Here is a 13,178-nt window from a genome sequence, read left to right on the forward strand (position 1 = left end):
ATTATTCTGAAACCTTGTCCAAAAACTTTTTAAATACGTGTTTCATTTTGGTTTCAACTTGGGTAAATGTGGGTTTATCTTTGCCAATGTACAAAATCATAAACGCATGTTGTGTTGTTAAATTGTTAAAAAAATCGGCTTTATTTAGTCTATAAGCTTCTCTTAATAAACGTTTTATACGGTTTCTATCAACGGCGGTTTTAAAGTTGCGTTTACTTACCGAAACCCCGGTTTTTGCAACAATCCCATCATCAAAATTGGTTTGCAAATACACCAAACGCAGTGGATACGCAGAAACCGATTGCCCCTCTACAAACAGCTGGTCTATGAGTTTTTTGCTTTTAAGTTTTTCTTTTTTTGAGTAGGTAAGTTTCAACAACAATGGTTTTAAAAGCCAAAGGTAGTAAAATATGTATTTGTTAGTTGGTCAATTGGTGGTTTCCAAGCTACTTTAAGAACATTAAACGAATAATTATACAAATAACCTTAATGCAGAAATATGTATTGAATTGATAGTAAGTACGGCTTTATTCGTTGGTTTTATCGTAATATTTTTTCCGTAACCAAAAGGAAACCTTAACCAATAAAATCAATGCGGGGACTTCAACCAAAGGCCCAATAACTCCGGCAAATGCTTGGCCAGAATTTAGTCCGAAAACCGCAATGGCAACCGCAATTGCCAATTCAAAATTATTGCCTGCCGCTGTAAATGCCACCGAAGCTGTTTTATCGTATTTTGCGCCTGATGCCTTGGTAACGAAGAAACCTATAATAAACATTAAAGTAAAATAGATAAGCAACGGCACTGCAATGATGAGGACATCCATCGGGATTTTAACAATTAATTCGCCCTTCAGCGAGAACATAATCACAATGGTAAACAAAAGGGCAATTAAGGTAATTGGCGAAATGGTTGGAATAAATGTATTGCTGTACCATGCCTCGCCTTTTAATTTTACTAAAATGTGTCTGCTCAATATGCCCATTACAAAAGGAATTCCCAAATAAATGGCGACGCTTTCAGCAATCGTTCCTATGGAAATATCTACTATAGCGCCTTCAAATCCAAAATAAGGCGGCAGAACCGTGATAAAAACCCAGGCATAAAAACTGTAGGCAAACACTTGAAAAATGCTATTTAACGCCACTAAACCCGCGCCGTATTCGCTGCTGCCTTCCGCGAGGTCGTTCCACACCAAAACCATAGCGATGCAACGTGCCAAACCAATTAAAATGAGTCCGACCATATATTCGGGATAATCACGTAAAAAGGTTATGGCCAAAACAAACATTAAAACAGGACCGATAATCCAATTAAGGATAAGCGAAATGGAAAGTATTTTTGTGTTTCTAAATACCTTTGGTAACAAAGAATAATTGACCTTTGCCAAAGGTGGATACATCATTAAAATCAACCCGATGGCAATCGGAATATTTGTTGTTCCGCTATTAAACGAGTTTATAATGTTGGGAAATGAGGGTATAAAATAGCCAAGCGCAACACCAATGGCCATGGCTACAAATATCCATAAGGTTAGATTTCTGTCGAGAAAGCTTAGTTTTTTTGCTGCCATTTTTTAGGGGTTTATTTGCGAGAAAACGTAAAACAATTCGGTGGCGATTTGCAGGCTTCTTTCATGGTATTTTTCAACCTGTTGTGGGGTGTTGTCAAAAGCTTTTGGGTCTACAAAAGTTATCGGGACGCGTTGTTCTGCGCCTGGAACTAAAGGACAGGCTTCATTTGCCGAATCGCAAGTCATAACCGCTACAAGTCCGGATTTTGGATTAAAATCATCATCCATTTTTTTTGAAAAACCGATGATTGGATGCGCGTTGTCGGCATATTTAATAGCGTAAATGGGATTTTCGCTTTTTGAAATGGTTTTTATTTGAAATCCCGAGTTCCGCAATGTTTTTGCAACCATTGGAAAAAGCGCCGTGGTTTCTGTGCCACCTGAATAACAAAACACATTTTTAATATTTAAATAATAAGCCAGGGTTTGCGCCCAAACTTGTGATAAATGACTTCTTCGTGAATTGTGCGTGCAGATAAAGTTGATGCGAATTTCTTGATGATTTGAAACTTTTGCCTGAATAAAATCCGCTAGCGGTTGTAAAATTGCTTTACGTTCATTGGATATACCATCAATATTTAAAGCGTTAATTACACGTTTAATTTCGGTGTACAAGGTTGTTTTTTCGGTTATCATGTTTGTTGCGATTAAACGGTTTATTAGTCAATTTTTTTTAACAACAGTCTTCATTATTGGAGATATCTTGATTTAGAAATTGCAGCATAGTCTCTTTCATTTTTATCCAATTTTCGGCGTTAATGCAATAGCAAACGCTTGTTCCTTCAACATTCCCTTTAATTAATCCTAAATGTCTCAATTCTTTTAAATGTTGCGAAATGGTTGGTTGTGCCAATCCAATTTCGTTGACCAAATCACCACAATAGCAAGCGTCAATTTTAAAGAGTTGTTGTAAGATTGCTACTCTGGCAGGATGACCAAAAACTTTTGCGAAAAGTGCAATTTCATTTTGTTGGTCTGTAAACATTTCGGTTTTTGAGAGTCCCACTTTCCTTTTATTAGTTAATTGCAATATTACGATTAATGTGTAATCCGACAAATTTTTTTAAAAGAAAAGATAGAATAACTGTAATAATTTGTGTGGATTTGATTTAGGACTAGTCCATTTAAACGTTACTTTTTACGACCTGTGAAATGCTCCATGGTTTTATAAATTCCGAGCACATCTCCAGCAAACCAATCAAAAATATTAATCGACATTACGGCTTGACCGAAACGTGTAAATCTGTAAATGTAGCCCGGGATGCTTATTAATTTTTTATTCTTCTCAATCGCCTTAACAATTGTTAACGCTGCGGTTTCCGGTTCAAGAATTGGAATTTTGGATGTTACGCCATCAAACATACCTGTATTGATGTAGTAGGGCATTATTGTGGTAACATTTATTTTTTTATCCAATTGCTTCATCTCCAAACGCAAACTGTCCGACCAACCGATGAGCGACCATTTGCTTGCTGCGTAAACAGACATTTTAGGGTTTGAAACCAACCCGCCAGACGAAGCAATATTGCAAATATGTCCTGAATTTTGATGCAACATATCCTTAAGAAATTCCATGGTGATAAACATGGGGGCAGTTGCATTAATTTCCATTGTTTTCATAATATCGGAGGCTGTATGCTCATTGAAATATTTGCCTACTATTATGCCGGCATTATTGATTAATACATCAACAACACCTTGTTCCGATTTAACTTTTTTAGCGGTATCTTGAATTTGTTTCAGGTTTGAAACATCAACGTTGTACCCAAATAGCTCTCCAATGTTTGAAAATTCAGCTATGGTTTTATCAATGCTTTCTTGATTAATGTCCCAAATAATTACTTTGGCTTTTCGTTCTAACATTAAACGAACCATTATTTTGCCAATTCCAGATGCTCCACCTGTTATTAAAACCGTTTTATCTTTTAATTGCATTTTTTTGTTATGGTTGCCAACATTAGTATATCCAAACCTATTAAAAGAATAACCGATATGCAATTAAGTTATTCAACGCTTTTTTATAGTAACTTTAAATACTGATTCTGTTATTCGTTTTATCAACGTCTGCCATCATTTCCAAAGGGTCTATTTGAACCGATTTTATGGCCTTTGAGGTTTCAAACGCATAGGTGGGATAAGCCCAAGCCCAATCTTTTATTATCGTCGCCTTTGTTGGTTTTTCGCCACGCATCATTCTTAATGGGATATAGAAATCTTCGCTGCTTCCATCGTTATAGGTTACCGTTACATCAATAGGCATGGGCATTAACCCGATACGCTCTAAAGTAATCGTGTTCCCTTCAACGGATTTAACACCGTAATCAATAGTATTTGTGGTTTGTGCAAAATCTATAAAATACCAATCGAGTTCCAAGCCCGAAACCTTTTCAGCAGTTCGTATTATATCAAAGGGTTTTGGGTGTGTAAAGGCAAAATCGTTAAAATATTTTTTAATGGTTTTCTGTAAATTTTCTTCGCCAATAACATAACCTAATTGGGCTAAAAACACAGCGCCTTTGCTATACGCTTGAGTACTGTAAACGCTGTTAAATTCGTATCTGTCGGAATGTGTGGTAAGCGGTTGTTCTAATCCAGATTTTGCCAAACCTATGTAGCTGTTGTACGCACTTGTTAAAGGGTTTTTTTTGCCCTGATTCATAACCTCATTCATGGCATGATTGCTTATGTATACCGTAAAGCCTTCGTCTATCCATTCGTGTTTTGTTTCGTTTGTGGCCAGTAAAAACTGAAACCATTTGTGAGCTAGCTCATGTGCTGTTACACCAACCAAGCTACCAAAACTTCTTTTTCCTGTTATTAATGTGCTCATGGCATATTCCATACCGCCATCGCCACCTTGAATTACAGAATATTGTTTGTACGGGTAGTTACCAATGTGCTTATTGAAAAACTGCATGAGTTCAGCTGTTTTAGGCTGAAGTTTTTTCCAATTTTCCAGTTCATTGGCATTCAAATCTTTTTTGTACAGGAAATGAAGTGTTGGGCCATTGGGCATTTGTAACACATCGTGTATATAATCTGGGTCTGCAGCCCATGTAAAATCGTGCACGTTAGGAGCTTTAAAATGCCAAGTGAGTTTATCGGTATTGGGTCTATTAACCGTGCCGGTTTCGTAACCATAACCAATTTGATTGGGATTTTGTAAATAGCCCGTACCGCCAACAATATAGTTTTTATCAATACTGAGCTTAACATCAAAATCGCCCCAAACGCCATGGAATTCCCTTCCAATATATGGGTCGGCATGCCAACCTTCAAAATCGTATTCCGCCATTTTAGGATACCATTGCGCCATGGATAGTGCCACACCTTCTTTACTGTTTCTGCCCGAACGGCGAATTTGAACCGGAACTTGGGCATCAAAATCCATGTTAAAAGTCACCTTTTCACCCGGTTGAATAGGCTTTGCTAAATCGACTTCTAAAACAGTACCAACGGTTTCATGTTTAATATTTACACCGTTTTGTTTTAAAGAATTTACTTTTATATAACCAATTTCGTTAGGGTTTAATTTGCTTATTCTATCGCCAACCCTAGCATCTGGATCTGCAATGGTTCTGGAGCGCACATCCATTTCGCTTCCGGGTTGAAAGGCATTAAAATACAAATGATAATAGACACGGTATAAAACATCTGGCGAGTTATTGGTATATATCAATTCTTGTTTTCCTTTGTATTGATAGGTGTTTACATCCATATCAATATGCATTTTATAATCTACATGTTGCTGCCAATAACCTGAGTTTGGTGCTGATGCTGGCATTGTGGGCGTTGGTGTTTGGGCAACGGCTATATTTTTTTGACTATTACAGGATAGCACTAGTAAAAAACTGAAAAAAGGAAGCATTATTTTTTTCATGATAGATTATTTTTTTATTGAATTTTTTTGATAGAATTATAAACAAGAGGCTGTCGAATTAGACTATTTCGACAGCCTCTTTAAAATCAATTTTTAAAGGTTTAAATTTTTGATGCCATAATTAAGGCATTGTAAGCGTTAACCATTTTTGATGATTTTGATAAATCGGCAAAAGGTTTCACGTTATTGGTATCGCCACCAACAATAACTTTGGTTTTAACCGCAAGTCCGGAATCTAAAATAACCTGTTTTACTTGTGCAGCACTTAATTTTGGGAAATACGAACGAATTAAAGCCGCAACACCGGCAACAGCAGGAGCAGCCATAGAAGTTCCGCTTATGCTTTTGTATTCGTTTTCCGGGAATGTAGAATAGATTGCCGATCCGGGTGCAAATACGTCTACATTCTTTTTTCCGTAATTTGAAAAGCTGGAAATCATGTTCGACCCGTATTTTGAAGTTAAGGAACCAACTCGAATATATGTATTTGAAATTTCAACAAAATCCACATTATCATCAGGGAAGTTAGGCTCAATATCAACATTTTCGCCAGAGTTACCGGCGGCATGCACAAATACCACATCGTTATCTGAAGCATACTTTATAGCATCTCTTACCCATTGGGCGTGTGGTGAAAACGATTTACCAAAACTACCGTTAATTACTTTTGCGCCATTATCTACGGCGTAACGGATGGCTAACGCGATATCTTTGTCGTATTCATCACCATTTGGTACAGCTCTTATAGACATAATCTCAACGTTATTGGCAACTCCATTAGCGCCTTTTCCGTTGTTGCGTACAGCGGCTATAATACCTGCCACATGTGTACCGTGTGATTCAGATTTTTTTACGGGTTTAACATTGCCGTTACCGTAACCTACATCAGATAAATCATTAATGTCATCACCCGTGGTTCTCCCTTTAAAATCTTTATTAAAGTGGTAGTTTAAACGCTCGTTAATGCTTTCTAAAGCATCATTAATTTCTTTTTTTGCTTCAGCTAAAGTCAACCCATTAAGATTCATGTTCTTAGCGATTTGAATGGCTTGATATAAATTTTGGTCTTCGGTTTTAATTTTATTTACCTCTTCAATGGTATAATCACTTTTTCCCAAATGTTGGGTTAAAATATCGTCGGCATTTTTTACAGCCTGCGCAATTTGGTCGTACTGGGTTTTTCTTTCCAAATATTTTTTTGATTCTTTTTCATGTAAAGCGACTGCTTCGTTATAGCGAGGATTTGATGTATCTCCGCTTGCAATTAAGCGCACATATTCCAATTGCTCATCATAGGCATCTCCTAAAAAATTCCACCCATGTATATCGTCTACGTATCCATTATTATCATCGTCTTTTCCGTTATTCGGAATTTCTTTTGTGTTGGTCCAAATGTTGGCGTTCAAATCTTCGTGATCGATATCAATGCCTGAATCGATAACCGCCACAATAACGGATTTTCCTTTTTTGTTTTTAATAATTTCAGCGTAAGCTTTATCTACACTCATGCCGGGAATGGTGTCTTGTACCAAGTCTAAATGACCCCAGTTTTGTTTTTCGGCTTCGGTTAGCTCTGAAACCTTTAAAGGAATGGCATCAATGTTTTCAACCGGTGTTGATATGATGCTTGCTGTACTACCACAGCCATAAAATATAGACGCTATTAATGCGGTAAGTAGGAATGATTTTGTAAAGTTCATTTGTAATAAATTATAGGTTAATTGAATATATCGTTTGTAGATAATATGCTTGCTAATCGCACGCCTTTTTCGGTGTGTTTTACGGTAATAATTTCGTTATGGGCATCGTGCTCTAAAAACAAGTAGAAATTATTATCGGCAGCAAGGTTTAAAAACTTTTCTTTTTCGTCTAAAGTCAAAAGCGGCCTAGTGTCGTAACCCATTACATAGGGTAAAGGCAAATGGCCTACGGTTGGCAATAAATCGGCCATAAAACAAATGGTTTTCCCCTTGTAGTTAATCATGGGAATCATTTGTTTATCGGTGTGGCCGTTGGCAAAAAATATATCGAACCCAAGGGCTGAGTTTTTAAGTAAATCGGTATCTGGGAGCGCGGTAAATTTTAGCTGTCCGCTTTCTTCCATGGGTAAAATGTTCTCTTTTAAAAACGAGGCGCGTTCACGCCTATTGGGTTGGGTTGCCCATTGCCAATGGTTTTTGTTGCTCCAAAAGTGAGCGTTTTTAAAGGCTGTTTCGTAGCCTGTTTTTTGGCTGTTCCATGTAATGCTTCCGCCGCAATGGTCAAAATGCAAATGCGTCATAAACACATCGGTAATGTCATCTTTATGAAACCCGTATTTTTTAAGCGAGTTGTCTAAAGTTTCGTTTCCCCAAGGGTGATAGTAGCCAAAAAATTTACTGGATTGTTTATCGCCCATACCGTTATCTATTAAAATAAGGCGATTGCCATCTTCAATAAGCAAGCATCTGGCAGTGAGATCAATCATATTATTGGAATCGGCAGGATTGCTGCGTTGCCACAATGACTTAGGGACCACACCAAACATGGCGCCACCATCTAGCTTAAAATTACCGGCATTTATGGGGTATAAGTTCATCTGTTAATAGTTGTTGTTTTTTATATGTCAGATGTAATTCGTCATTAAATTTTACGGGCGGTATCAAAAATTTAATAAGACTCATTTCATAGCGGCGTAAAATTAAGAAATCTATTGTGAATTCTTATGAAGGTTAAGAATATATTAAGAATTCAGAGGGCTAGTTTGGTGCAATAACATCTTTTAAACGCTTTCCAAAGTCGAACAAGGCTTTAATTTCCTTTATACTTGCCAAACGTTCCTTTCCGAAAATGAGTAAAGAGCTTCCGTTAGATTCTACATGGTAGTACGGGTTGCTTTCAAAAAAATGTGTTAAATCGTCATTAAAAAAGGCACTAATTGCCTTTTCGTTTTCGCCTTGCAAATAAAAACGATCGGAGAAATCGTCGTGGTTTTCAATATCAATATCTTTAAAGCCGGCAAGCGCCGATACTTTTTCCAAAAAACCTTCCCTATCCAAGGTGAATTTTGGGATGGTATGATTTAATTCGATATGAAGCATGGTGGAACGCACCACTTCTTTAGTGATAAGTTCACCTTCTGAAAACTCAATATCGAACAACGAAATAGTGTTTTTTTTATGCACTAATTTATTGTAAATATGATTGATGTGTTTGGTGCTGAAAAACTGAAATAGGTTTAAAGCCGATACTTCTTTTTCTTTTTTAGGGCTGTAATTAAAGTTGTAGTCTTCGGCCAAAACCTCCATATTGGTTTGGCGCCTTGTTAAACTATTTTTAATAATTCTTGGCACCGGAAGCATGCGCCTTAAAGCAAACGGGTGTTTGGAGTCGGTATCGTGCATGTCTAAACCAATCACATCAAAATGACCACCGCGTTTATTAAATAATTCTTGGTAGCTGTGCATGTTTTCCATCACGGTATGATCCACAAACTCGCACAACGAAAAATCTACAATAACATCTTCATTTTCAGGAACGGCATCAAGTTGTTTTTTAAGTCTGTAGTAATTTAAAAAACTGCAAAAATGTTTAACACTAACGTAATAATTGTTATCGTCAGCGGTTTCCTTAAACATTAAAACATTGGGTTTTAAAACGTTTCTAAAAAACAGTCCAACACTTTTACTAATAATAAAATGAATGATTAATGTGGTAATAACCCCAGCAATTATGCCGGTAATCAACCCTATTTTTAAAGTCAGGATTAAGGTTACAAAAAAGATGATAAGTTGCTCTTTTCCTATTGAAAATATTTTGGTGACAACGCGAGGCGACGCTAATTTATACCCAGCATACACTAATATAGCCATTAATGCAGGCAACGGAATTCGGGTAAGTTGCGTGCTAAACAAAACAATAAATAACACCAAAAAAACGGCGTGAAAAAAGTTTGACGAGCGGTTGCTGGCACCATTATTTACGTTAACCGAGCTACGCGCAATAACGGTTACCACATTTAATCCGCCCAAAAAACCGCTGCCAACCGTGGCCAAACCCAAGGCTTTAAGGTCTTTGTTTACATTGGAGCGTCTTTTTTCCGGGTCTAGTTTATCAACTGCCTTAATGCTTAACAATGATTCAATGCCCGAAATAAGGGTTAAGGCCAAAACGCTTCCCCAAAAGGAAAACGACCAAATATTGCTGAAATTAGGCGTTGGAATATCCGAAATTATATTTTGAATGGATGGAATGCCGGAAATCATATATTCTTTTGCTATGGGATTTGGTTCGTGCAAACCCAACTCGAAATAATAACTAAACCCAATGGACAAAATAACAATCCACATGGGCGCAGGGATAAGCTGTAAATATTTATTCCTGATTTTTGAATAGAACAGCATAATTACCAAACTTAAAACACCGGCCAAAGCAGCGTAAATTAAGCCTGTGTTTTCGTAATTCACAGCATCGTTGATGGAAAAAGGGATTTCAAAAAGATAATCAACCGTGTCTTCGCGCTTAATTTTATGGGCAAGCATAATATGAAACTGTTTGCCAAGAATAATAAGCCCAATGGCTGCAAGCATACCCTGAATGGCAGACGACGGGAAAAAATCGGCAAGGGTGCCCATTCTAAAGAAACCCAAGCCCATAATAAGTACGCCAGAAAAAATAACGGCAACATAAGCGTTTTCTAAACCTAAAGTAGTAATAGCAACTAAAAGCACACCAACCAATCCGTTTCCTGGCCCCGCTATGGTAACGTGGCTTCCGCCTAAAATAGATACCATAATGCCACCAACTATGGCGGCAATAATTCCAGAAATGGGTGGCGCATCACTGGCCATAGCAAGTCCTAAACCCAAAGGCAAGGCAATAAGGCTTACCACAAACCCCGAAAAAATATTTTTAGGTAAGTCCTTAACAAAGGCTCTTAAATTATTTTTTTTCGGACTCATTGTAAAATTAAAACATCGGTTGGTAATTCGGTTAAAATATGTTCGATATCATGCGGAAACAGGCGGTCCCAAAAGGTCATTTTCGAGGGTGCATTCATCACGAGTAAATCGGCACGCGAAATTTGTGCATAATGCCCAATAGAATAGCCTTTTTTACCAAAAATAGGTTGTAGTTTTATGGCTTTGCTTTTGGTGTAAGTTTCGGGAATATGGCTTATAATCTCTTTAATTCTGGAGTTTTCCCTTAGCTTGATACGTTCTTTAATAATATTGGCACGTCTTAGCGATTTATCGTCATCAACTTTTACGGCTATTTGGTCTTGTTTAATTTCTTCAACAATAGTAATTTTTTCAGAACTTAACTTTGTGGCTACGTAAAAAGCCACTTTTATGGTTTGCTCTGTTTTTGGGTCTTTTAAACCGTTAACCACAATATGCTCGCAAGGTACGCGTTCAACCGCAGGTTTTATCAACAGTAAAACAGAGCATTTGGCGTTGCGGGTAATTTTTCTGGCAATTGAGCCAACGTAGTATTTTAAAAATTGCTCGCGTTGTAAGGCGCCAAGAATTAAAAGGTCTATCTTTTTTTCTTCTGTGGTCGATAAAATCACATCGACAGGATTACCCGTTTTAAAAACCACTTCGTAATTTAAGTTATCTTTTTTAAAACTATTAAGAATAACTTTAAGCATGTTTATTTTTTCCTCGGAGTTTTCGCCAACATGGATTAAAATCAACTTGGAGCTAAAAAAAATAGCTAAACGAGCGGCCTCAAAGAGATTGGCTTTTAAGTTGGGCGAATAAGCTACACCAATTCCAATACTTTTAAAGGGTTTTAATGACACGGTTTATTTTGATTATTTGCTGAAAGGTGAAAGATAGTATTTTTTTAAAAACATGGAATCATCTGTTTTACTTAAATTAGTGCCTTAAAAAATATTTATGTTAGAATTAGCAGGTATTATCATTTTAGGCATATTAGCACAATGGGTGGCATGGAAATTTAAAATCCCCGCCATTTTACCCTTAATTTTAATCGGATTATTTGTTGGTCCAATAGCTGCCGAATATTTAAGTGCAGATGGTACCAAATGGATTGAGCCTATTTGGAATGGTAAAAAAGGGCTTTTCCCGGGAGACGGATTATACTACTTTGTATCGCTTGCCATAAGCATTATTCTTTTTGAAGGTGGCTTAACCTTAAAACGAGCGGAAATTAAAAATGTAGGTCCTGTAATTACCAAATTAATCACCTTGGGTTCTGCCATTACTTTTTTTGGTGCCGGCATATTGGCCCGTATTATTTTTAACTTAAGTTGGGAACTTTCCTTTTTGTTTGCAGGATTGGTTATTGTTACCGGACCAACAGTAATTACCCCTATTTTAAGAAACATTCCGCTTAAAAAAGATGTCTCTGCCGTTTTAAAGTGGGAGGGTATTTTAATAGATCCCATTGGCGCTTTGGTGGCGGTATTGGTATTTGAGTTTATAAGCGTTGGTGGGGACAGCGGTTTTACAAAAACGGCCTTAATGGAGTTTGGCAAAATTATTCTTTTTGGCACAACCTTCGGATTTACTTTTGCCCACGCCTTGGCTTTCGCGATTAACAAAAAGCTCATTCCGCACTATTTATTAAACGTTGTATCGCTATCCACGGTGTTGCTGGTTTTTGTAGAGTCCGAGATTTTTGCCCATGAATCTGGGCTTTTAGCTGTTGTTGTAATGGGTATGGTTTTGGGCAATAGCAAGTTGGAAAACCTAAAAGAACTGCTCTATTTTAAAGAATCTCTAAGTGTTTTACTAATTTCCATTTTATTTATTCTGTTGGCGGCAAATATTGATATTGATGATTTAAAGCTGCTGTACACCTGGAAAACCGTCATCCTTTTTGCCATTATTGTATTTGTAATTAGGCCATTGGCGGTGTTTTTAAGCACGCTCAGATCCAATTTAAAGCTTAACGAAAAACTGTTTATTAGTTGGGTTGGCCCGCGTGGTATTGTGGCTGCCGGAATTGCCTCGTTATTTGGCAGTAAATTATTGCGACAGGGTGTTGCTGGTGCCGAATACATAACACCTTTAGTGTTTATGATTGTTTTAGGAACCGTTTTATTAAACGCTACAACAGCGCGTCGGTTTGCAAAACTAGTTGGAGTGTTTTTAACAAAATCGGAAGGTATTTTAATAGTTGGAGCCTCAAAAATATCTAGATTGATTGGGCATTATCTGGCAACAAACGGGAGGCACGTGGTGCTAATTGACAGTAACGAACGAAACATTAAAAAAGCCAAAGAACTGGGACTAGAGGCTTTGAGCACAAATATTTATTCGGATCGGTTAATGGATAATATTGAGTTAAATGATATGGGCTATTTAATGGCGCTCACCGGAAATCCGGATATAAACAAATACGCCATTAATAAATTTAGCCAACAATTTGGTGAAAATGGTTCTTTTAGATTGGTAACCACAAATGAAATGCTAGACGAAAACAACAACCCAAGAGAAGGTTTGTTTTCCCATACGGATGATTTTAGTTCGTTGTTAGATTTAACAAGAAGGCACCCATCAATACAGGAGATTGATTTACAGGATAAAGAGCACTACGAAAGCTTGATTAGCATAACCAATGAGGACAAGGATATTATTCCTCTATTTATAAAAGACAATGAAGGTGAGCTGCATATTATATCGTCTTATAATTTGGAGGTTGATGCCATTGAAGAAGGATTTCAGTTGGTGTATTTAGGAAAACCCTTTGATGTGGAAGAGGTATAAAAAAAG

General features: G+C 37.1%; 11 protein-coding genes. 1 reads left to right on the top strand and 10 read right to left on the bottom strand.

Features of this window, described 5'->3' with window-relative positions:
• Position 1: 1 nt before the first annotated feature.
• From rnpA to RNZ47_RS02980, 10 genes are all read right to left on the bottom strand, one after another.
• Positions 2-376 carry a ribonuclease P protein component gene (gene rnpA, locus RNZ47_RS02935; RefSeq protein WP_311936127.1) on the bottom strand — a complete coding sequence of 125 codons (375 nt, stop codon included), beginning with the start codon at positions 374-376 and terminating at the stop codon, positions 2-4.
• A 151-nt stretch (positions 377-527) separates the two neighbouring features.
• Positions 528-1,574: an ACR3 family arsenite efflux transporter gene (arsB, locus tag RNZ47_RS02940; protein ID WP_311936130.1), complete on the bottom strand. Its 1,047-nt coding sequence runs from the start codon at positions 1,572-1,574 to the stop codon at positions 528-530.
• Between the two features lie 3 nt (positions 1,575-1,577).
• Positions 1,578-2,210, bottom strand: coding sequence for an arsenate-mycothiol transferase ArsC (locus RNZ47_RS02945; protein WP_311936133.1), 633 nt, complete (start codon positions 2,208-2,210; stop codon positions 1,578-1,580).
• A 37-nt stretch (positions 2,211-2,247) separates the two neighbouring features.
• A complete protein-coding gene (locus tag RNZ47_RS02950; RefSeq protein WP_311936136.1) occupies positions 2,248-2,580 on the bottom strand; it encodes an ArsR/SmtB family transcription factor in 333 nt (110 codons plus the stop codon).
• A gap of 125 nt (positions 2,581-2,705) precedes the next feature.
• Positions 2,706-3,509, bottom strand: coding sequence for an SDR family oxidoreductase (locus RNZ47_RS02955; RefSeq protein WP_311936139.1), 804 nt, complete (start codon positions 3,507-3,509; stop codon positions 2,706-2,708).
• Between the two features lie 94 nt (positions 3,510-3,603).
• On the bottom strand, positions 3,604-5,454 hold the full coding sequence (locus RNZ47_RS02960; RefSeq protein WP_376717809.1) for a M1 family metallopeptidase: 1,851 nt from the start codon (positions 5,452-5,454) through the stop codon (positions 3,604-3,606).
• Between the two features lie 101 nt (positions 5,455-5,555).
• Positions 5,556-7,154 carry a S8 family peptidase gene (locus RNZ47_RS02965; protein ID WP_311936141.1) on the bottom strand — a complete coding sequence of 533 codons (1,599 nt, stop codon included), beginning with the start codon at positions 7,152-7,154 and terminating at the stop codon, positions 5,556-5,558.
• A 17-nt stretch (positions 7,155-7,171) separates the two neighbouring features.
• On the bottom strand, positions 7,172-8,032 hold the full coding sequence (locus RNZ47_RS02970) for an MBL fold metallo-hydrolase (RefSeq protein WP_311936145.1): 861 nt from the start codon (positions 8,030-8,032) through the stop codon (positions 7,172-7,174).
• Positions 8,033-8,192: 160 nt separating this feature from the next.
• Positions 8,193-10,394, bottom strand: coding sequence for a SulP family inorganic anion transporter (locus RNZ47_RS02975; RefSeq protein ID WP_311936147.1), 2,202 nt, complete (start codon positions 10,392-10,394; stop codon positions 8,193-8,195).
• Positions 10,391-11,239, bottom strand: a complete 849-nt coding sequence (locus tag RNZ47_RS02980; RefSeq protein ID WP_311936149.1) for a universal stress protein — start codon at positions 11,237-11,239, stop codon at positions 10,391-10,393. The genes RNZ47_RS02975 and RNZ47_RS02980 overlap by 4 nt, the downstream gene beginning before the upstream one ends.
• A 97-nt stretch (positions 11,240-11,336) precedes the next feature.
• On the opposite strand from RNZ47_RS02980, the gene RNZ47_RS02985 reads away from it, so the two are divergent.
• Positions 11,337-13,172, top strand: coding sequence for a cation:proton antiporter (locus RNZ47_RS02985; protein WP_311936152.1), 1,836 nt, complete (start codon positions 11,337-11,339; stop codon positions 13,170-13,172).
• Positions 13,173-13,178 lie beyond the last annotated feature (6 nt).

This window comes from Hwangdonia seohaensis (assembly GCF_031932625.1).
In the GTDB taxonomy this organism is placed as follows: Bacteria; Bacteroidota; Bacteroidia; order Flavobacteriales; family Flavobacteriaceae; genus Hwangdonia; species Hwangdonia seohaensis.